The 19,548-nt window shown below is 50.4% G+C and carries 19 protein-coding genes and 1 tRNA gene; 7 read left to right on the top strand and 13 right to left on the bottom strand.

The window, feature by feature from the left end:
• Nucleotides 1-330: 330 nt before the first annotated feature.
• The gene (locus FEK30_RS05260) at nucleotides 331-1,848 is read right to left on the bottom strand and encodes a SagB/ThcOx family dehydrogenase (RefSeq protein ID WP_138072186.1); all 1,518 of its coding nucleotides are present in this window, start codon (nucleotides 1,846-1,848) and stop codon (nucleotides 331-333) included.
• 49 nt (nucleotides 1,849-1,897) lie between these two features.
• Here FEK30_RS05260 and FEK30_RS17060 point away from each other — a divergent pair, with 49 nt between their 5' ends.
• Together FEK30_RS17060 and uvrC are read left to right on the top strand one after the other, a co-directional pair.
• Nucleotides 1,898-2,938, top strand: a complete 1,041-nt coding sequence (locus FEK30_RS17060) for a hypothetical protein (protein ID WP_181445699.1) — start codon at nucleotides 1,898-1,900, stop codon at nucleotides 2,936-2,938.
• A gap of 132 nt (nucleotides 2,939-3,070) precedes the next feature.
• Nucleotides 3,071-4,945: an excinuclease ABC subunit UvrC gene (gene uvrC, locus FEK30_RS05250; RefSeq protein ID WP_138072184.1), complete on the top strand. Its 1,875-nt coding sequence runs from the start codon at nucleotides 3,071-3,073 to the stop codon at nucleotides 4,943-4,945.
• Between the two features lie 50 nt (nucleotides 4,946-4,995).
• Here the strand turns inward: uvrC and FEK30_RS05245 are convergent, their stop codons facing one another.
• From FEK30_RS05245 to FEK30_RS05205, 9 genes are all read right to left on the bottom strand, one after another.
• Nucleotides 4,996-5,898, bottom strand: coding sequence for an Rpn family recombination-promoting nuclease/putative transposase (locus FEK30_RS05245; RefSeq protein ID WP_138072182.1), 903 nt, complete (start codon nucleotides 5,896-5,898; stop codon nucleotides 4,996-4,998).
• Nucleotides 5,895-7,178 carry a valine--pyruvate transaminase gene (locus tag FEK30_RS05240; RefSeq protein WP_138072180.1) on the bottom strand — a complete coding sequence of 428 codons (1,284 nt, stop codon included), beginning with the start codon at nucleotides 7,176-7,178 and terminating at the stop codon, nucleotides 5,895-5,897. The genes FEK30_RS05245 and FEK30_RS05240 overlap by 4 nt, the downstream gene beginning before the upstream one ends.
• Nucleotides 7,179-7,215: 37 nt before the next feature.
• Complete coding sequence (locus tag FEK30_RS05235) at nucleotides 7,216-9,054, bottom strand: alpha/beta hydrolase (protein ID WP_255447966.1); 1,839 nt, start codon at nucleotides 9,052-9,054, stop codon at nucleotides 7,216-7,218.
• A gap of 133 nt (nucleotides 9,055-9,187) precedes the next feature.
• On the bottom strand, nucleotides 9,188-9,307 hold the full coding sequence (locus tag FEK30_RS05230; protein ID WP_012305869.1) for a photosystem II reaction center protein J: 120 nt from the start codon (nucleotides 9,305-9,307) through the stop codon (nucleotides 9,188-9,190).
• 55 nt (nucleotides 9,308-9,362) lie between these two features.
• Nucleotides 9,363-9,482, bottom strand: a complete 120-nt coding sequence (gene psbL / locus FEK30_RS05225) for a photosystem II reaction center protein PsbL (RefSeq protein WP_012305868.1) — start codon at nucleotides 9,480-9,482, stop codon at nucleotides 9,363-9,365.
• Nucleotides 9,483-9,491: 9 nt separating this feature from the next.
• On the bottom strand, nucleotides 9,492-9,623 hold the full coding sequence (gene psbF / locus FEK30_RS05220; protein ID WP_012305867.1) for a cytochrome b559 subunit beta: 132 nt from the start codon (nucleotides 9,621-9,623) through the stop codon (nucleotides 9,492-9,494).
• A 46-nt stretch (nucleotides 9,624-9,669) separates the two neighbouring features.
• Nucleotides 9,670-9,915: a cytochrome b559 subunit alpha gene (gene psbE / locus FEK30_RS05215; RefSeq protein ID WP_012305866.1), complete on the bottom strand. Its 246-nt coding sequence runs from the start codon at nucleotides 9,913-9,915 to the stop codon at nucleotides 9,670-9,672.
• A gap of 103 nt (nucleotides 9,916-10,018) precedes the next feature.
• Nucleotides 10,019-11,041, bottom strand: a complete 1,023-nt coding sequence (locus FEK30_RS05210; RefSeq protein ID WP_012305865.1) for a photosynthesis system II assembly factor Ycf48 — start codon at nucleotides 11,039-11,041, stop codon at nucleotides 10,019-10,021.
• A gap of 65 nt (nucleotides 11,042-11,106) precedes the next feature.
• The gene (locus FEK30_RS05205) at nucleotides 11,107-11,454 is read right to left on the bottom strand and encodes a rubredoxin (RefSeq protein ID WP_012305864.1); all 348 of its coding nucleotides are present in this window, start codon (nucleotides 11,452-11,454) and stop codon (nucleotides 11,107-11,109) included.
• A gap of 257 nt (nucleotides 11,455-11,711) precedes the next feature.
• On the opposite strand from FEK30_RS05205, the gene FEK30_RS05200 reads away from it, so the two are divergent.
• The 5 genes from FEK30_RS05200 to FEK30_RS05180 all read left to right on the top strand — a co-directional run bounded on the left by FEK30_RS05200 (nucleotide 11,712) and on the right by FEK30_RS05180 (nucleotide 15,487).
• Entirely contained in the window at nucleotides 11,712-13,640 is a 1,929-nt protein-coding gene (locus FEK30_RS05200) for a cation:proton antiporter (RefSeq protein WP_138072176.1), read from the top strand.
• A 49-nt stretch (nucleotides 13,641-13,689) separates the two neighbouring features.
• A complete protein-coding gene (locus FEK30_RS05195) occupies nucleotides 13,690-14,043 on the top strand; it encodes a HesB/IscA family protein (RefSeq protein WP_030006037.1) in 354 nt (117 codons plus the stop codon).
• Between the two features lie 61 nt (nucleotides 14,044-14,104).
• On the top strand, nucleotides 14,105-14,536 hold the full coding sequence (locus FEK30_RS05190) for a tetratricopeptide repeat protein (protein WP_232321429.1): 432 nt from the start codon (nucleotides 14,105-14,107) through the stop codon (nucleotides 14,534-14,536).
• Between the two features lie 15 nt (nucleotides 14,537-14,551).
• The gene (locus tag FEK30_RS05185) at nucleotides 14,552-15,427 is read left to right on the top strand and encodes a M48 family metallopeptidase (protein ID WP_138073750.1); all 876 of its coding nucleotides are present in this window, start codon (nucleotides 14,552-14,554) and stop codon (nucleotides 15,425-15,427) included.
• Nucleotides 15,406-15,487 (top strand) — tRNA-Leu (locus tag FEK30_RS05180). The genes FEK30_RS05185 and FEK30_RS05180 overlap by 22 nt, the downstream gene beginning before the upstream one ends.
• 27 nt (nucleotides 15,488-15,514) lie before the next feature.
• Here FEK30_RS05180 and FEK30_RS05175 read toward each other — a convergent pair.
• The 3 genes from FEK30_RS05175 to radC form a co-directional block, all read right to left on the bottom strand.
• Nucleotides 15,515-16,831, bottom strand: coding sequence for a TldD/PmbA family protein (locus tag FEK30_RS05175; RefSeq protein ID WP_138072174.1), 1,317 nt, complete (start codon nucleotides 16,829-16,831; stop codon nucleotides 15,515-15,517).
• Nucleotides 16,832-16,977: 146 nt separating this feature from the next.
• Nucleotides 16,978-18,396 carry a decarboxylating NADP(+)-dependent phosphogluconate dehydrogenase gene (gnd, locus tag FEK30_RS05170; RefSeq protein WP_012305858.1) on the bottom strand — a complete coding sequence of 473 codons (1,419 nt, stop codon included), beginning with the start codon at nucleotides 18,394-18,396 and terminating at the stop codon, nucleotides 16,978-16,980.
• Nucleotides 18,397-18,800: 404 nt separating this feature from the next.
• Nucleotides 18,801-19,532, bottom strand: a complete 732-nt coding sequence (gene radC, locus FEK30_RS05165) for a RadC family protein (protein WP_065709928.1) — start codon at nucleotides 19,530-19,532, stop codon at nucleotides 18,801-18,803.
• Nucleotides 19,533-19,548: the final 16 nt, after the last annotated feature.

Below are 19,548 nucleotides of genomic sequence, written 5' to 3'. Positions count from 1 at the left end.
ACTCAAACGAACACGTCTTAGTAGCGTGGTGAACAGCGCAAACTCTAGGAACGGTATTGAACCTTGATAATTGGTAGGGCGTTGCATCAGGAAGAATGACAATACTGTCTGAAGCCACTGATGCGTAAAACCAATTTGGTTGCGTTGTACAGAACTTTGGTTCCTTGTACATAGTCTCCGTGGGGCATCAGGAGACTCTAAACTGCCTGTGGACGTATCCATAACGGGGAATGGCAACATTCTAGGGAGGACGGATGAAGCAGGAAATTGATCGAGAGCGATCTTGAGAAGCCCGCTCTGTATGCGGTAAGCATCAGAGTCGGGAGTATGTCACCCTTGCTCTGGTACACCGAGGGTCGTAACATAGAGCACCGCCTCATCATCGGGAATGCCGAGAACCTCATTGACTTGATCATCAAAAAAGCCTCCAATGCCACTGACCCCCAAGTCTAGCTGGATTGCGGCAAGGTTTAAGCGTTGTCCCAATTGGCCTGCATCCATGTGTAAGTATCGATAGGCGCGATCGCCATAACGGCTGACTGCTGCCCCTAGATCTGCCGTGTGAAAGACCAAGGCCGCCGCGTCTCGACCCAAATCTTGACCTAAACAAAGGTAATGTAACTCTTCGCGAAAATTTTTAAAGCGTATTTGCCGCAGTGCCTGGGCCTTAGGCGCATAGTAATAGCAACCCGCCTCTAAACCCTCTACCCCAGAAACCGCCACAAAGGTCTCGATCAAACTCAAGTCAAAATAGTCCGGATCGCCTAGTAGACCCTGTTCTCCATAGTCCTCAGGATGATAGGTAAAGTGGAGTATCAGTTGCAATTCTTCGAGGGTGAGGTCTTCCCCGGTGTAGGCCCGGGTCGATCGCCGTTTTAACAGGGTTTCTTCTAAATCTTCCTGGTCTTCGCCCCAGTCAATGCGCTGACGATAACGATTTTCGGCATCAGTATTTGCGAGGGAAACCTTTAAGCAAAATGGAAAATTATATTTATCTTCCAACAGATTCGGTTGGTGGGGGGGCACCGAAGACTTGGCCTGAATCATCGAAGCTTCATGGAGCGCTTTAAGTAGCTCGTCCTCTGCCAAATCAGGGTAATTGAAGGCCACCGGGGAGGGTAAGGCGGTTTTGCCGTGACTGGTTGCTTGGGGTTGTGGATTGAGGGCCATAATACTGGTCACAGCCTCTGTTTCACCATCAAGATAGAGGAGTTGATTCATCAGGCGATCGCTAAACCCACCGATGAGATGGGGGCGAAATCCATGGGCTGTGGCCGCCAGGTTCACATTGCCTAGCAAATGGCCCGTATCTAGAAAAATGCGACGGTAAGCCCGGGCTTCATAGCGCCAAGCCGAGCGATAAAAAATTGCTGTCGTTACTAGCGCAAGTTGGGTCTTTTCGAGGGCCGGATGGCGAAAGCAAGCTTCTTGGAGATCGACCCAACAGTGGTTATCCCAAAAGCGCAATAGGGTATGGGTTTGGGGCTGGTAGTGGTAAAGGCCCGCCGGGAGCAATTCAGTACCCCGGGAGATAAGATACAGTTCCGCCGGATACAGACCCCCCGCCGAAGGAGCGGTTCTGAGGTAAACAAAATCTCCCCCAAAAGTCGGAATTTTGGCGGTCAGCCCGTAGCTCAACAATAGTAGATAGGACAGGTTTTCCCATTGGGGCTCATTGCGGTCAAGTTCTAAATAGGGCTTGAGATCGTAACTGGTGCCAATTTTGTAGCCTTTGAAAGGACTCGGCTGCTGGGACCAATCTAGGGATTTGCCCCGCTTGGAAAGGGTTTGGGGATCGTATTTGGTGCGTTGGTGATAATGGGCTGAGAGGGGTAAAGATCGGCTCATTTTTTCCCGAAAGCAAGAAAACTCTTCCATTATCCCCCTTGCTTCCCCCTTGACGGAAACTTTTTTCCCGGCGATCGCTTCTTTAGGTAGCATGAAAGGCAAGGCGATCGCCCTTTGGAGTTTTCGGTTATTGACTATGAAAATCACTGCTTTACGATCGATGCTGCTACTTGGTTTGTTCAGTAGTGGTGGCATCCTGCTTGCTCCCTCCCCCAACCAAGCCCAGACCCTCCTGGCCCAAGGAAATCTTACCCTTGCCTTTGGCCTTAACCAAGCCAAAAATCTCGCCCGCCAAGCTGCAGAGGATGCCAATGGTGGCCTGAGTCAATATCGGGCCGAACCTTCCATGCATGGTGATCCCTTGGCGTCTCCCTATGTGGACAATGGCGATGGCAGCTATACCTTTACTTTCCGAGGACGGCAACCGGCATCCACGGATTATGTCTACGAAACCGTCGTAACTGTCACTGATGATGGCACCGCAACCATTGATTACAACGGGCCAATTCGCTCTGATAATTTCAACAGCACCAATATCGCTGCGGCGAGCCTCGACCTCAACCAGGCGAAGAACCTCGCCCGCCAAGCTGCAGAACGGGAGAATGGTGGTTTGAGTCAATATCGCGCTGAACCCTCCATGCATGGTCTAGCAGAGCAATCTCCCTACGTTAGCAACGGTGACGGCAGCTATACCTTTACCTTCCAAGGCCGCCGTCCCGAATCCCTTGATTACACCTACGAAACAGAGGTCAAGGTGCTGACGGATGGGAGTACCCAGATTCTTTACAATGGCGACGTGCGTACCAGTGACAGTAGCGTAGATTCCGGCGCGACTATTGTTGATCTCAATCAGGCGAAAAACCTCGCCCGCCAAGCTGCTGAACAAGAAAATGGCGGTTTGAATAACTACCGGGCTGAACCGGCAATGCACGGCAATCCCAATGAGTCTCCCTATGTACTAAATGCCGATGGGAGCTACACGTTCACCTTCGAGGGGCGTAGACCCGGCTCCGTTGACTACACCATTGAAAGCGTTGTGACTGTTACCCCCGATGGCACCGTAACCATCAACTCCAACACAAGTTTGTAAACGGCCCATTTCACTGGGAAACAATTAACGGCGAGACCTTCCCAGGGAGGCCTCGTTTTTTGTGTCGGGGCTGTCTTGATGGAAAATTGCTTACAATTTCTAAACTCCCTTCAACAATGTCTTGTCTTGGCCATGGCTACCTTGAATTCAGTGCCTTTATTGCAAGATCCTGAGCGATTGCAACAACGTCTCCGGGAAATTCCAACGGAGCCTGGGGTTTATTTTATGCACAGTCGCCAGGGAGATATTCTCTACATTGGCAAATCCAAAACCCTGCGGAATCGGGTGCGGTCTTATTTTCGTGATGCCCGTTTGCATTCGCCCCGCATTGAAATGATGGTGCAGCAGGTAGCGGGCATTGAATTCATTGTCACGGATACGGAAGCAGAAGCCCTCGCCCTCGAAGCAAACCTGATTAAGCAGCACCAGCCCTATTACAATGTGCTGCTCAAGGATGACAAGAAATATCCCTATGTGTGCATCACCTGGTCGGAGGATTATCCGCGTTTTTTTATTACCCGCAAACGCCACATCGGCAGCAAAGGCGATCGCTACTATGGCCCCTATGTAGACACAAGGTTACTGCGGCATACTCTGGGCTTAATGAAACGGATTTTTCCGTTGCGGCAACGGCGACAACCGCTGTTTAAACATCGACCCTGTTTGAACTACGATATTGGTCGCTGTCCGGGGGTTTGTCAGCAGCTGGTTTCTCCCCAGGAATATCGGCAGACGGTGCAAAAGGTGGCGATGGTCTTCCAGGGGCGCAGTGGTGAACTAATTGAAACCTTAACGACCCAGATGGCCCAAGCCGCCGAAAATTTGCAGTTTGAGAAGGCGGCCCAAATCCGCGATCAAATCAAAGCAATTGGTGCGCTCAATGCCGATCAAAAGGTGAGCTTACCGGATGATCGGGTGTCCCGGGATGCGATCGCCTTGGCTGCCGATGAACGTCATTGTGCGATTCAACTTTTTCAAGTGCGGGCGGGACGACTGGTGGGAAGATTAGGCTTTTTTACGCCCCTGCCGGAGAATTTGGGGCCAGATTTGACGGTGGAATATGGCAAAATCCTCCAGCACGTTTTGGAAGCCCACTATGCCAATGTGGATGGGGTAGAAATTCCAGCGGAAATTTTGGTGCAATATCCCCTCCGGGATCAGGAATGGTTAGGGCAATTTTTAGGCGATCGCCGGGGCAGTAAAGTGCAAATTCTCCAACCCCAACGGCAACTGAAGGCGGATTTGATCGCGATGGTAGAACGCAACGCCCAATACGAACTAAGCCGCACCCAACGCACCGTCACCAAGAATTTAGCGGCTCTCGAAGATTTAGCGAGTCTCTTAGATTTACCAGAGCTGCCCAAACGCATCGAAGGCTATGACATTTCCCACATTCAGGGGTCGAATGCGGTGGCCTCCCAAGTGGTTTTTATCGACGGCATTCCTGCGAAACAGGACTATCGCCACTACAAAATTAAAAATCCTGAGATTCACATTGGCCGTTCCGATGACTTTGCCAGCATGGCGGAAATTATGCGGCGGCGCTTTAAAAAAGGCTTGGACAAAGACTGCCCCGATTTGATCATGATTGACGGCGGCAAAGGCCAATTATCCGCAGTCATGGGAGTTTTGGAGGAACTGAACCTCGCTGATAAATTAAACGTAATTAGCCTCGCCAAAAAACAAGAGCAGGTCTATCTGCCCTACGAATCCAATCCCCTTAAAAGTGAAAAGGAACAGCCTGGCATTCAACTTCTCCGCCGGGTGCGGGATGAAGCCCACCGTTTTGCTGTCAGTTTCCATCGCCAACAGCGTCTCAAATCCAGCAGGCGATCGCAATTGGATGACATCCCTGGTTTAGGCCACCACCGCAAAAAACAACTCCTGGCCCATTTCCACTCCCTCGACTATTTGCGAGAAGCCAAACCCGAACAAATCGCTGAGGTCAAAGGGATTGGGCCGCGTCTTGCTGAGGAAGTTTTCCGCTATTTTCACGCGAGTGATTAAAGGAATCACCAAGGACAAAAATTTCGAGATTTTTCCAGGAAGCTAACTGCTTAGGTTTCGTTGCCATAGGTCGCTAACCATTGATCTAAATCAGCACGGGACTGCATATCCAATAACGCTTCCCCCAGAGCCTCCAACTGCAACCGAGACAACTGACGCAGACGTTTGAGTACAGCAGCATCTAACAAACCAAGACGGCGGGATAAAAGTTTTGTCAGTAGTGTGAATTCTCCTTCTTCAATCCCCTGCTGTAATCCCTGTTGTAAACCTTGTTGAAGTCCCTGTTGTAAGCCTTGCTCTACCCCTTGGGCGATACCCCGATTGAAAATTTTTTGATAGATCACCGATTCCTGCATAAGTTCCTCCTGGAAAAATTGCTCGATCATCGCATCTGTAAACTTAATCCCAGCTAAAATTTGCGTTGCAGCCTTGAGATTTAATTGTTCTGTCCTGTCTTCAATCCTATCCAATTGCTGACTGACTTGCTGCAACAGTTGTTCGGGAGCCTGGGTTTTTGCAAGAACCGCCAAAGGCAACAAACTCGGCAACTCAAAAAAGAGCTGTGGTTCTAGCTCCCAGAGCCGAATCACCCGGTAGCGATGAGTGGTCTGTTGTTGTTGAAAATAATCCTGAAACACTTCGGGCATCGTAGTGGGCTTGAGAAAAATAACGATTTGCTCAATCTCAAGGCGATAACGCCGATAAAGCCTCACCCAATAGTCCAACATCCGCAGGGGCATTGGTGGGTTAGAAGTAGCCACCGTTTGAAATTCAAGATGGAGAATTTTGCCAGCAGTCTCCAAGAAAAACACCCCATCCGCCCGGATTGGTTCGAGGTTCAATTCTGTATTAAGAAAGCTCACACTCTCGAGGGCTGATTCCCCCAGAAGCCAATGGACAAAAGGATGGGGATCTGTTTCCAATAAAAACTTGAGAATGTTGTCGTAGCTCATTTCACCGAGGAACGATAGACGTTCTCTACCACATCACTGAGGCGAGCCATTGCGGTTTCAATTTCACTATCGGTAGCTGTCAAGCTAATGCGGAGACATTGCTGCTTGTGGGGCCAGTCTTCCCGGAGACCAGGGAAAAAGGGACTGCCGGGCACAGCAATCACGCCCACTGCTTTTAGTTCTTGGTACAGTTCCCAGTCGGTTATCGGCAACTCATCAAACCACAACCAAGCAAAAATCGCCCCTTCCCCTCGGTGGAGATACCAGGGCACATCTTTGGGCATCGCCCGATCTAAGGCAGCTTCGAGGATTTGGATTTTATTTTGGTAGTAGGGCCGGATCACCGTTTCCGCAATATGAGCCAAGGCTCCCGATTGGATCGCCCGGGCGGCGATCGCCTGACCATAGCGCGACGAATGAATGCAAGCATTGGTTAAAAAGGCCTGTAAAACTCCGATAAAACGCGGTTCCCCAATGGCAATCCCTACCCGTTCTCCCGGCAAGCCCGCTTTAGAGAGGCTCAGGCAGTGGATCACGTTACCGCCAAAGAGGGGTTTCATCTCCGTGAAATTCAGGGCCGGAAAGGGCGGAGCATAGGCCGAATCAATAAATACTGGCACATCATGGACGGCAGCCAGATCAGCAATCTTTTCGGCTTCTTCGTCGCTGAGGACATTTCCCGTGGGATTACAGGGACGCGAGAAAATTACACAGCCCGTATTTTCGTCGATATTAAGCTGACTAAAATCGGGGCGATATTTAAAACGGTGGTTCGCCTGATCAATGTCGAGACTCGGTTTAAAGGCGCGGATGGCCTCTGGGTATAAACTGACGCCCCCATACCCGGTGTAGTCGGGGCTGAGGGGAAGAATGATCGATTTCAGTTGGCCGACATTATCATATCCACCAAAGGCATTGGCCGCGAGGAAATAGAGGGACTGGGAGCCGGGGGTGATGAGAATATTTTCGCCCGTTAAGTTCAGGCCATAGCGTTGGTTAAAATCGGTGGCGATCGCCTCAATCAGGGGTTCATAACCCTGGGACGATCCATAGCGACAAACCACTTCCCCATATTCCGGACTATTGAGGAGATCATTGGTGCAATCGCGCCAGAGCCGTTCCACTTCCGGGATAATCACCGGATTGCCCGCACTGAGGTTAATAAAATCTTGGCCTGCCCCTGCTTTTAGGGTATCGATGATGTCTTTCATGATCGCCCGCACGCCGGTTAAACGCGACATTTGCGTCCCAAATTTCGATAACAGAGGTGCCTGAGACATTGTTATTTAAGTGGCCTGAAAATTGAACTTTTTCATCTTACCGTTTCTCCGAAATTCTTCCGGGTTTTTGATACAAGACATCAAAATTGTCCGGTTTCATTGCGAGAAAGGTTTCGGCTTCCAAGTTCGTCATTAATGGCTTGAGACTTTCCGTGAGAACGCCTTGGGGATAGGTGCGGTTTGGGCTTGGGTTTGGCGATCGCCCCATGTTCAAAAAAGCAGCTTGTTGGGTCGGGGCCGTTGCTGCGGTAGAACTGGGTGCCTGGGGTAAGCGACTGAGAAATCGTTCTAATTCTGGAGAAATCGTTTCCGTGAGGCGCAGCTTGATCGCCCCCTGGGACAAGGATTGCACGTAGGCTCCCGTGAGAAACTGTTGGTAATTTTGCCCCCTAGTTTGGTGGCGCGCCAAAAAGCTCAAGCTTACCCCCCGCACCATTTGTCGGACTGGTTCCGCTGCGTTGCCCATTACCTCTGGCACCAGGGTACTTTGGGCTAAGGCACTGTCGCGATTGCTGACATCGGTGACGCTCATGTGGGTTGCGCCGTCGGCGACGACGAGATATTTTTCACCGCCCAACTGTTGAAAAGGCTTTAACTGGTGGGCCAAGCTTGGGGTTACAGTGTCTTTTGTGCTGGCAACGATCAAGGTCGGAATTTTAATTTTTTCTAAACCCTGCTCCCCAAAGATTTGATCGCTGAGGGGATTAAGGGCGATCGCCTGTTTGACCCGCTCATCCCGCAAATTCAACTGGTCATAGGGCAGTTTTGCCGCCGCACATTGGAGCCAGTCCCCCGGTGCTCTGGTTAAGGGGGTTGCCCGCTGGCAGTGGGCGCGGATAGCAATGGGATCGACAATTCCGCCGGCGATCGCCAAGGCTGTATAACCCCCGAAAGAATGACCAATTACCGTCACATTGTCCGTCGCAAAGCGGGTCGTGAGGGTTTGATCCTGGTTGAGGCGCTCCAGTTGATCCAGCACAAACTGAATATCCTTGGGTCGATCAACAAATTCCGTCGCCGGGAGCAAAGTATCGAGATTTAAGCCCGGATTGAACAGTGACTGAATATTACTGCCCGGATGATCGAGGGTGACGACGGTATAACCATGGGAGGCCAGATGCACCGCCAGATAATCGAGAAAATGACGATTTGCCGCAAATCCATGGGACAAAACCACCAACTGAGACTGGGATTGGGGGCTATCAAAAATATCAATGGGAATCGTGCGATCGCGCCTTGTGTCTTGCAGAATTAAGCTTTGACGCCGCACCGTTTGGGAGCCGGGGGCTGTGGGGTTCAGGTTTGCACGTTGGAAAATCTGCGGTTCCGTACTTTCGAGGGCGTCAGTTACCCTGGGGGCAAGCAATTGATTCTGAATATTCGGTAAATTGAGTTGCAACAAAAGGCTGGTCACCGCCGTGAGATCAATGGTCAGTTCCTGCTTGGGGTAAGCCTGCAACAAATTCAGAGCACTAATTTCGACCCCCTGACCCAACACCAGATTCACCGTTGCCTGGAGATCCTGGACAGAAGTCCCCGGTAGAGCCGTTTGAATTTGCGCCAGGATTTGTTTTCCGGTGGGCGATCGCCACAACTGATCAAAAAACTGATCCGCCATCTCTGGTTCAATTTCTAAGCGTCGCTGGAGAAATTTCTGCAAATTACCATCCAAAAACACCCCATAGGGTCGGAGGCTTTGGGGAACCTGACCCGTTTCGGCAAAGGTTTCTAAATCCCGCAATTGTAAAGTTTGTTGAAGTGGCCCTAATTTTAACCGGAGAGTTTCAGCGGCGATCGCCTTTTCACTGGTTCCCCAGCCCAAACACAGGAGACCAACAATGCCCCATACTTTCAGATTTCGCAACTGCTTTTGCATATCTATCCAAATTTTCTAATGACTATCCCCAGCCTTGCCCAGACCTGCCTTCATCTGAGAAGTTCCCAAAACAAAACCACCCCTCGATTAGAGTAGGTGGTGTCTCAACAATTAATTAGAGCAAATGGTGCATCTAAACCGCAGAGCCTACCCCTGCATATGCACCGTAGAAAAAGATACCGACAACCGCAATGACGCCCATACCAGCGACAACTGCAACGATCCAAAGTGGGATTTTTCCGCCTTCAGACATGAGAACAACCTCCGAAAAAAATAAATTAAAGGGCTGAAATTAAAGGGCTGCCAGCTTAGTTAAAGAAGTAGCTGGAAAATAGAATACCGAGCACAGCAATCAGGAGTAAACCCAGGTACAAAGAAGTCCGGTTTAGTTCCACAGGCTGTCTGTTGGGATTTTGATTTCTTTCCATCGGAAGCTCCTAACGTTGAATAAACTGCATAGCGGCGATCGCCCCTAGGAAGAAAACCGAGGGTACAGCCAGGGTGTGCACCGCCAACCAACGGACGGTAAAAATCGGATAAGAAACAGGTTGGTTAGGACCGCTTGTCATAATACAAAACCTTTTAGTGAATACAGCAAAGAAAAACGCGCGTTACTTAATTGTTAAACTCATTGATCTGATCAATCGCTTTGTAACGATCAGTCACAATGGGAATCTCTTGACGAGTTTCAGTAAAGTATTGGTCAGGACGGGGTGTCCCGAAAGTATCGTAAGCCAAGCCAGTGCTCACAAAGAGCCAGCCAGCAATAAATAACATCGGAATGGTGATGCTGTGAATAACCCAGTAGCGAATACTGGTCACAATGTCAGAAAACGGGCGTTCTCCGGTAGAACCTGCCATGCGACTATTCTCCTCTCAATTGTTAATGAAAAAAAACTTATTAAACAAATTAGCCTATATCATACGGAATTAACAGACACTCCCACAATAGAATGGGTTGCCCTTAGGCCGCTTCCGTGGATGTATCGTACCGTAAAATCACCCCCTGTTGCCCAAGGATGAAGCCTTTATTCTCATTTAAGAAAACGACCCGGTAAAAGTTTGTCGGGATCTCTTCTAGGGCAGCGTCCCGGAACCAAGTGTCGCCACCATCTTTACTCACAACAACACTGCCACTACCACCGACGGCCCATAGTTCTGCGGGGGTACGATAGCCAATGTGCAACAAACCAACACTGTTGCGGTACTGCGGTGTCACCGGTTCGCTCCAGGCTTCTGCATTGTCTGGATTTGTATCGTCGCTAAATTGCACAACTCCCCCACGGGCTAACAACCAGAGCTTATCTTCGCCATTAAAGCCCATGCTCTGGAGGCGACGGGAAGAATTCCGGTTATGGGGCGTCCATTCTGTGTCCCCAGGCGACCAAGTGGAATAAAAATTACCCCGGGCAGAAACGGCCACATATTTACCATCGGCAGAACGTTCAATGGTACGGGCAACGCCAACGGCACCTTCGACAAGGGCTTTCCAGTTTTTGCCGCCGTCGGTGGTTTTGTAAATGGCCCCAAGGTCGGTGACCATTTCGGCGGTGTTTGGCCCTAGGGCAGTGATGTTGTAGGGGGCACCGGGCAATTGACTGCTGAGGGCGATGCGACTCCAGTGCTCACCACCATCGTCGGTATGGAGCAGGATCGAAGGCCGTCCAGTAATCCAGCCTTCTTGGCCAGAGAAGCTAACACCGGTAAAACTTTCTTTTTCGTCACCGAGATCGATAACTCGCTCGGCCCAGGTTTTGCCGCCATCGGTAGTTTCAAAGAGGGTTTCTTTGGTACCGACAAGCCAGCCATGTTGGAGGTCGTCGGTAAAAGCAATGTTGGCAAAGGTCGAATCGGTATTTAAGTCGATTTCTTGCCAGGGATTTTCGCTAATGGTTGGTGCTTGGACACAGCCGATGCACAATACCAAAACGGCGATCGCCGCAATGGCTTTTTTTAAGGGTTTTAATAGACCTAAAACTGAAGTCATAGCGCAATATAAAAGCAATAAAAGTAAAAATTTGGAATTAAGACAAGGCTTTGCTATGGGGGTCTTTAGTCCAGACCATAAAGGCTCAGGAAGAAAAGGATTGCCAAGCCCATGGCCCCAAAAATGAGTAGGTTTTTTTGGTTGGAGCTGAGATTATTCACGCCAAAACCATATTTCAGATTTTCTTCAAAACCTGAGGGGGCATCCGCTGCACCAATATTGCGAAATTGGGCGCGATCAACGCTGCAAACAGGACAGTTCCAAATGAGGGGCAGATCTTCAAAGGCGGTGCCCGGTGGTGTGTTGGTACGGCTTTCTCCCTTTGCAGGGGTGTAAATGTAACCGCAGCTGGGGCATTCGTAACTGGCGGGAGCCTTTTCGGCGAGGGTTTTTTCTATGGGGCGATCGCTCATCGTTCAGAGGGTATTTGACTAGCAAACCAAGGAAGTAATTATGAAAAATTATGACATAATCCGTAAACTTTCTTTAATTTATGAATCTGGCCAGCGGTATAAAGTGCAAAGTCAGCTTTTTCGTTTGCGGCGATAAATCCGGAGCAGTCACCACGGGGAAAGGCGATCGCCCTAGGGACAAATTAGGGGAGAAGCTATACTTTGATTAATTTTATGGCATTGCTGCAGATCCCTCCGGGGCAAGCTAGAACGTCCGCATGACAGATTCTTTTGATCTTACGTTGCAAATTATCATCACCGTCTTTGCGGGCATCAGCGCCCAGGTGTGTGGTGAGTTTTTAAAGATTCCGAGCATTGTGCTCCTCCTGATTTTTGGCATTGCCCTGGGGGGAGATGGCTTTGGGATCTTGCATCCGAGTGAATTTGGCGTCGGCCTGGAGGTCTTGGTCGCCCTAGCGGTGGCCGTCATCCTGTTTGAGGGAGGGTTAAATCTCAAACTGAAGGAATTAAATGAAGTTTCCGGGAGCCTCCGTAACCTCGTCACCATCGGTACTTTAATCACTTTGGTGGGAGGAGGTCTTGCGGCCCATTACCTCGCCGAGTTTCCCTGGGCGATCGCCTTTTTGTATGCCTCTTTGGTGGTGGTGACGGGGCCGACGGTGGTGGGGCCGCTCCTGAAACAAGTGGCCGTTGACCGTAAGGTGGCAACCCTCCTGGAGGGAGAAGGCGTACTGATCGACCCAGTGGGGGCTATCCTGGCGGTGGTGGTACTCGATACGATTTTGAACGTTGATGCGGGCCTGGGAGAAGTGGCCAGTGGATTGGCCCTCCGTTTGGGGATCGGGGCCGTTATTGGGGCCGCTGGTGGCTGGCTCATGGGTCAATTTTTGCGCCTGGCGAACTTCCTGTCTGAAGATTTAAAAAATTTGTTGGTGCTGGCGGGAATCTGGGGCCTATTTGGTTTTGCCCAGTCGGTGCGAGGAGAATCGGGCTTAATGACAGCGGTGGTGGCGGGGATTGTTCTCCGGGCCTTTTCCATCCCAGAAGAGCGATTACTACGGCGGTTTAAGAGTCAGCTCACGGTTCTTTGTGTGTCCGTTTTGTTTATTTTGTTGGCGGCGGATTTGTCCATTGCCAGTATTTTTGCTTTGGGTTGGGGCAGTTTCTTTACGGTGGCGGTGCTGATGTTTGTGGTACGCCCCATTAGCGTTGCCCTTTGTACGGCCAATAGCGATCTAGATTGGAAGCAGAAATTTTTTGTTGCTTGGGTTGCGCCACGGGGCATCGTCTCAGCCTCGGTCGCCTCTCTATTTGCGATTATTTTGACGGAAAAAGGGTTTAACGGTGGTGCTTCTATCAAAGCTTTGGTTTTTTTGACAATTTTGATGACGGTATTTATCCAAGGCTTGTCGGCCAAATGGATCGCGCGGCAGTTAAAAATTACCTCCATTGAGGCGCGGGGAGCGGTGATCGTTGGTTCTAGTCCCCTCAGTCGCCTGTTGGCCCAACTGTTTCAACAGCAGGGGGAGTCGGTGGTGATCATCGATACAGACCCCAAAGCCTGTGAAGCGGCCCGCACAGAGCAGTTGGAAGTGTACCAAAGCAGCGCCCTAGATGGAGATGTGCTAGAGGAAATTGGCATTAGCTCCATGGGAGCCTTTGTCGCCCTCACCACCAACGGAGAGGTCAATTTAGTCTTGGCCCAGCGGATCATGGAAGAGTTTCATCCGCCGAGGGTAGCGGCGTTTTTTGAACAGGGGGATCCGGACAATGCGATCGCCAACAAGGGCAAAATCAGTCAGGTCTTTGGGGGCGGCTTTTCCGTCAAAGTTTGGAATCAATATATCCTCGATCAACAGGTCAAATTGGGAAAAACAACCATTGGCCCCAGGGATAAAAACCAGACTTTACCCTTCCAAACCCTCATTGATGCCGGTAAATTTTTGCCCCTGCTCATCCGCCGCCAAGCCAGCCTCATGATCGTGCGATCGCTAGAGGATCTCAAGGCCGAAGACGAACTTATTTACCTCCTCCATGACCCCCGGCCCCAGCTTCTAAAACGACTTTCGGGGGGAATGCAAGCGCCGCGCCTCCCCTTAGAAACATTACCGGAAGTGGAAAAATTACCCCGCTCTCCCCAGGCGATCGCCCCGGCTGTCCTGCCTGAGCTTCCAGAGAACAGTTAAAATAGGGTCATGTTCAGCCCATAGATTGTGTGGAAATCATCGAGCAGCCATGACACAAACAACTACTGCCCCCGGCATCCAACTCACTGAAACCGCCCTCAAGCACGTCCTGATGCTCCGCGAACAACAGGGCCAAGACCTCTGGTTGCGAGTGGGTGTGCGCCAGGGGGGATGTTCGGGAATGTCCTACATGATGGACTTTGATCGCCCCGACAATGTCAGCGAACATGATGAAGTATTTGACTACGAAGGCGGTTTTAAGATCATCTGCGATCGCAAAAGTATGCTTTATCTCTATGGCCTCGTCCTGGATTACAGCAATGCAATGATTGGCGGTGGGTTCCAGTTCACCAACCCCAATGCCAACCAAACCTGTGGTTGTGGGAAATCTTTTGGGGTTTAATAGAAAATCGCGTCTTTGCCCCTCATGCGGTCGGCAAGGTGCCTGTTTTTTATGAGCCTGAATGACAACTATGACCGAATTAACCATCGAACAACGGTTTGAAGCTGGTTTTAAGCGTTACGATGCCGGCGAGTCCCCGGATGCCCTGCTGCCAGAATTTATCGAAATCTGTCGGCTCGATCCGAAAAATGCCGCCGCCTGGAGCTGTGTGGCTTGGTTACATTTACTCCGGGGGAAAGCAGACCTCGCCCTCCCTGCCGCCCAACGCAGTGTCAAAATTGACCACCGCAATCCCCAAGCCCATGTAAATCTCGCCCTTGCGCTCCTTGGTACTGGGGGTAAAGGGGTACGCAAGCACATCGAACTGGTGCAAAAGGTGATGGATTTCAGTGAAGAGGTGCGCCAAGATATTTTTGAAAATATTGACGATGGCCTCAAGCGGAGACCGGATTGGAAAGAGTTGGCCAAGGTGAAGAACTGGCTGTCTGAGTAAACAACAGTAGAGGTGATTATTGGCGTGAAGCATTATTTTACCGGCCTAACCGCAGATCAGTTTCGCCATCCCCTAGATCAAGAAGCCACTGCCGCCCTCCGCCGCCTCCCTGGTTTGGATCTGTTGGTACGCTCTTTTTTGGGGTCAACGGCAGAGCAGGTTTTTCAGTTCAATAATCTCGCGTCGAGCATTTTGGTGGGTGATCGCCAACTGCCCCACCTCCATCACCTCCTCCAGGAAGCCGCCCAGGTACTGGATCTGACGCCGCCGGATCTCTACATCCAACAAAATCCTGTGCCCAATGCCTATACCTTTGCCATGCGGGGCCAAAAACCCTTTATGGTGATCCACACGGCCCTGGTCGAAATCCTCACAGAAGCAGAACTCCAGGCGGTTATGGCCCACGAACTGGGGCACCTCAAGTGCGAACATGGCGTCTATCTGACCCTGGCGAATCTGCTGATGCTGGCCACCAATGCCCTCCCGGTGTGGGGAAGCTTACTTTCCCAGTCTCTGCAAAATCAGATGTTGGCCTGGTTACGTTGTGCGGAACTGAGTTGCGATCGCGCCGCTTTTTTGGTGAGTCAGGATCCGAAAATTATGATGTCGGTGCTGATGAAATTAGCGGGAGGCTCGCCGAGTTTGGCCCCGTTGTTGAACCTGGATGCTTTCATGGAACAGGCCAAAACCTACGAACATTTGAGTCAAAATCGGTTGGGTCAACTGTTGCAGGAAACTCAAACCACCCAACTCACCCATCCCCTGCCGGTGGTGCGCGCCCAGGAAATCTGGCGGTGGGCGAGTTCCCAGGAATATTCCCTCTTGCTTCAAAACAGAGATTCAGTTTATAATCACGAAGGTTCATCCAAGGGCGGATGGCGAAATTGGTAGACGCACCACACTCAAAATGTGGCGACTTCGGTCATGGGGGTTCAAGTCCCCCTCTGCCCATCTAAAAATAGTTTTGAAGTATTTAATCTAAATACTGTCGGTAACGCTGCTGAAGTGAAAATTTTTCACCTTGAGGGCCGGAACCGCGGTGCTGCCGTGACGTTCTGGGGTGGCGATCGCCTCCACATCCCGGAGTAAATCAGGCAAAGATTGATTAAAACGTAGATTACAGATCGGGTAAGCAAGTTTCCCGTTTTCGATCCAAAAAGTACCGTCGCGGGTCATACCTGTAAATTCGAGGGTTTGGGGATTCACCGCCTGCACATACCAAGCACGATTGATAAAAATTCCCCGTTCTGTCTGGGCAATTAAATCAGCGACAGTCTGGTCACTGCCCGTCATCACCAGAGGGAAAAGGCTTCCTGTGGGTTTCTGGCCGGTTTGCTTCGCCCAGTAACGGTCATAGCTCAGGGTTCTCGGAATCCCTTCAGTGGCGATCGCCAATAGATTACAGGGCAAACCCTGACTATCAAAAGCTCCGGTTTGTAACAGGGGATGGGTCGGATCACGGTATAGATTCACCAATGGGCTAAAAAGTTGTTCACCGAGGGGATGTTTGGCAAAATAACTGCGTCCCTCGGCGGCAGCCCGTGCCGACATATACCAAACTAAACGGGGGATCAGATTAGCAACTGCTCCGGCTCCCAGAACCACTGGGTAAGTACCAGGTTCAACCCGACGGGGATTTTGTGATCGCTTTGCCCGCTCCATGGTCGTCAGTACCATTTGCTCGATAGGCAACTCATCAATCCCCCAGGCCGTGCGACTCTGCCAACTGGAGCCATTACCAATTTTGGCCGTGTAGCTAAATTCTGCCTGGGTTTGGCGATCGCCGGCCCGTAAGCCCACCGAATTCCCCAGGGCATACACCTTAGCACTGGTACTGAAAATTCCTGACCCGTTTACCCCGGCTGCCTCGCTCCACTGGCATACCTGCTGAATTAATTCCCCCCGCTGTAAAGGCGATCGCTGCAACGTTGCGGCATCAAATTTTGCTGTCCGCGCTTCATACACTTGTTTTGCTAAAAGCGGTACCCATTCAGGATCCTCTGGGGCAAGCCTCGCTAAATCTTCACTCCGCTGTAACGCCACCTGGATCTGCTCCCAGTCTTGTTCGACGGTGGTGACACTGGCACTACGGGAACCAAAGGAACTTGTAATCGTTATTTCAAACTGATTTTTCTGCAAATTTTGTCGAATTTGGTTCTCCCCAAATCGGCCTAGGGTAGATTCCCGTTCGGCGATCGCCACCATTACCCCGTCCGATTCCGCCGCCCGAATAATTTTTTCAATCCAGTCAAAGGCCTGAGCTTGGGAAATTAATTGCGATGCCGTCGCTACCATGTCGAGTGCTGTCCATTGAAACTTTTTCTATTAAAACAATAAAAACCCTTCCACCGCAGTCGATAGAAGGGAGAATGCTTGGCGGAAAATATTTAGGTCATCTAAATGAATAGCCGCTCATTGAATCTGTTGGCTCAATACAAGACTTACTCTGCCCAGGCCGTATGGAAAAACTCACCCCGGGATTTATCGGTTCGTTCGTAGGTGTGGGCCCCAAAGTAATCCCGCTGGGCTTGGGTCAGATTTTGGGGTAAACGCGCCCGACGATAGCTATCAAAATAATCTAACGAGGCGCTAAAAGCTGGTACTGCAATCCCCAATTCATTTGCCGCCAAAATAACTGTCCGCCACGCAGTTTGGCGATCGATAATTGACTGTTTAAATTCCGGCGCCAGTAACAAATTCGGCAGATTTGGATTTTCCACATAGGCCGCCTTAATCTTGTCGAGGAAGCCTGCCCGAATGATACAGCCCCCCTTCCAGATCCGCGCCGTTTCACCGAGGTCTAGGTTGTAGCCATACTCCGCCGAAGCTTTACCCAGCAGGGCCATTCCTTGGGCATAGGAACACATCTTCGAGCAATACAACGCATCCCGTACTTGGTTAATAAAGGTTTTAATATCACCCCGATAAACGCGCTCCGGAGACGGTAATTCCAAGGATGCGGCTTTCCGTTCATCTTTATAGGCTGACATCACGCGGGCATTCACGGCGGCATAGATCGTCGGAATTGGTACGCCCAACTCCAGGGAACTCACCACTGTCCAGCGTCCAGTGCCCTTTTGTCCTGCGCTGTCGAGGATTAGTTCTACCAGGGGTTGATTAGTTTCCGGATCAATTTTTTTGAAAATATCAGCGGTAATCTCAATTAAGAAAGAATTGAGCTCATCGGTTTGATTCCATTCCGTAAAGACCTCATGGAGTTCCGTATGGTTTAGCTTTGCGGCGTTTGCTAAGAGATCGTAGGCTTCGGCGATCAGCTGCATATCACCGTACTCAATGCCATTGTGCACCATTTTGACGTAGTGACCCGCACCACCTGGCCCAATAAAGGTAACGCAGGGGCCATCGTTTACCTGGGCGGCAACTTTTGTCAGGATCGGTTCGAGCTCCCTGTAAGCGGCTTCTGTCCCACCGGGCATCAGACTGGGGCCGTTGAGGGCACCTTCTTCGCCACCACTGACTCCCATACCAACGAAACCTAAACCTGTGGCTTCGAGATCCTTGGTGCGACGTTCAGTGTCTTCATAGAGGGAATTACCGCCATCAATGATCATGTCGCCTTCTTCTAGAAGCGGTTTGAGGTCATTGATTACATAGTCAACGGGAGCCCCGGCTTTAACCATCACCAAAATTTTGCGGGGACGTTCGAGGAGTTGGACAAATTCTTCGAGGCTATAGGCGGCTTTGATGTCCTTGCCGACGGCGCGGGTCGCCATAAATTCTTCTGTTTTGCTGGCGGTGCGGTTGTACACGGCAATCGGGAAGCCATTACGTTCAACGTTGAGGGCTAGGTTTTCGCCCATTACCGCGAGGCCGATGACGCCAAAGGTTCGTTTAGTCATATTGAGTGTTGAGTTGTTTTTCTAAGTGTGTGAGGTCTTCTTTTCTTTTACGTTAGCGTGTGGGTCTGATCTTGCTCAGAATTCGGTCATTATTTGTCGTGTTTCTTAAATATCGATCAAGGATCTGTGAAAAGTTCTTCAAATTATTGTGAGTTCGTGACGGTTTAAGGTTGATTTAAGACTTCACTATGGTGGCTTTGCCTTTTTTAAAACGGTGATTATCTCGGTTTATCAAGGCTTTAGGCCATATTTTTCTAATTTTTAGTTTATCGTTGCGACCAAGATCAATAGAAGAAAATACGGAAATAAATGTCACCAAAAGGCCTATAAAGTCGACAGATTCTATACATTATTGTTTTGAGTTGAAACAATTTTTATTGGAAAAGTTTATCGAAAAATATTTCTTATTCTGGTTGGGGGTAAGAGTCCCAGAGGGCTGTTTTTTGGCGTAGGCTGCCGAAGTTATCACGGCCAAGGATCAGGTGATCGAGGAGAGGAATGCCGAGAATTTGGGCGGATTGTAGTAAGCGTTCGGTGAGTTGTAAATCTTCGGGGCTGGGATCGACATTACCGGAAGGATGATTGTGGGCGATGATCAAACGAGTAGCTCCATGTTTGATGACTTCGCGGAAAATTTCCCTGGGGTGGGCTAGGGTTTCGGTGGCCAAACCAATGGTGACAACCCTCGTGGCGATCAGGGTATTTTTCACATCGAGGCAGAGGACGGCAAAGCGTTCTTGGTCTTGCCACATGAGATCGTTGCTGAGGGCGATCGCCGCTGCTTCGGGACTATCAACGATGATTTTTTCGCTGGGTTTCGCCTGGAAAATTCGTTTGCCGAGTTCGATCCCGGCGAGGATCTGGGCAGCTTTGGCAAGACCCACTCCGGGGATGCTGGTCAGTTCCTGGGGGGTCGTGTGGCGCAACACATCGAAAGGATCTCGCTTACCCTGGCTGCAGGTGTGTAAAATAAATTGGGCGAGGCCAACGGCAGAGAGGTTGCGGTGGCGATCGCCAGTGCTGATCAAGATGGCAATTAATTCGGCATTGGATAAATATTTGGCCCCCACTGCCACCAGGCGTTCGCGCGGTCGTTCGCTAGCGGGAATATCTTGGATCCGGGGGCTATAGTTCATCTAGTTCTTAACAGAT

This window comes from Picosynechococcus sp. PCC 11901, assembly GCF_005577135.1.
Lineage (GTDB): Bacteria > Cyanobacteriota > Cyanobacteriia > Cyanobacteriales > MRBY01 > MRBY01.
Note: the sequence above shows the minus strand (reverse complement) of the source record. Positions and strands in the feature narration are given on the sequence as shown.

Bases quoted from the DNA above. Each gene is read 5' to 3' on its own strand.
- FEK30_RS05195 (WP_030006037.1), top strand. From the start codon at position 13,690: ATGACACAAACAACTACTGCCCCCGGCATCCAACTCACTGAAACCGCC.
- FEK30_RS05240 (WP_138072180.1), bottom strand. From the start codon at position 7,178: ATGTCTCAGGCACCTCTGTTATCGAAATTTGGGACGCAAATGTCGCGT.
- FEK30_RS05245 (WP_138072182.1), bottom strand. From the start codon at position 5,898: ATGAGCTACGACAACATTCTCAAGTTTTTATTGGAAACAGATCCCCAT.
- radC (WP_065709928.1), bottom strand. From the start codon at position 19,532: ATGAACTATAGCCCCCGGATCCAAGATATTCCCGCTAGCGAACGACCG.
- FEK30_RS05235 (WP_255447966.1), bottom strand. From the start codon at position 9,054: ATGCAAAAGCAGTTGCGAAATCTGAAAGTATGGGGCATTGTTGGTCTC.
- FEK30_RS05260 (WP_138072186.1), bottom strand. From the start codon at position 1,848: ATGAGCCGATCTTTACCCCTCTCAGCCCATTATCACCAACGCACCAAA.
- FEK30_RS05210 (WP_012305865.1), bottom strand. From the start codon at position 11,041: ATGACTTCAGTTTTAGGTCTATTAAAACCCTTAAAAAAAGCCATTGCG.
- psbL (WP_012305868.1), bottom strand. From the start codon at position 9,482: ATGGAAAGAAATCAAAATCCCAACAGACAGCCTGTGGAACTAAACCGG.
- FEK30_RS05205 (WP_012305864.1), bottom strand. From the start codon at position 11,454: ATGAGCGATCGCCCCATAGAAAAAACCCTCGCCGAAAAGGCTCCCGCC.
- psbF (WP_012305867.1), bottom strand. From the start codon at position 9,623: ATGACAAGCGGTCCTAACCAACCTGTTTCTTATCCGATTTTTACCGTC.
- uvrC (WP_138072184.1), top strand. From the start codon at position 3,071: ATGGCTACCTTGAATTCAGTGCCTTTATTGCAAGATCCTGAGCGATTG.
- gnd (WP_012305858.1), bottom strand. From the start codon at position 18,396: ATGACTAAACGAACCTTTGGCGTCATCGGCCTCGCGGTAATGGGCGAA.
- FEK30_RS05230 (WP_012305869.1), bottom strand. From the start codon at position 9,307: ATGTCTGAAGGCGGAAAAATCCCACTTTGGATCGTTGCAGTTGTCGCT.
- psbE (WP_012305866.1), bottom strand. From the start codon at position 9,915: ATGGCAGGTTCTACCGGAGAACGCCCGTTTTCTGACATTGTGACCAGT.
- FEK30_RS05190 (WP_232321429.1), top strand. From the start codon at position 14,105: ATGACAACTATGACCGAATTAACCATCGAACAACGGTTTGAAGCTGGT.
- FEK30_RS05200 (WP_138072176.1), top strand. From the start codon at position 11,712: ATGACAGATTCTTTTGATCTTACGTTGCAAATTATCATCACCGTCTTT.
- FEK30_RS05175 (WP_138072174.1), bottom strand. From the start codon at position 16,831: ATGGTAGCGACGGCATCGCAATTAATTTCCCAAGCTCAGGCCTTTGAC.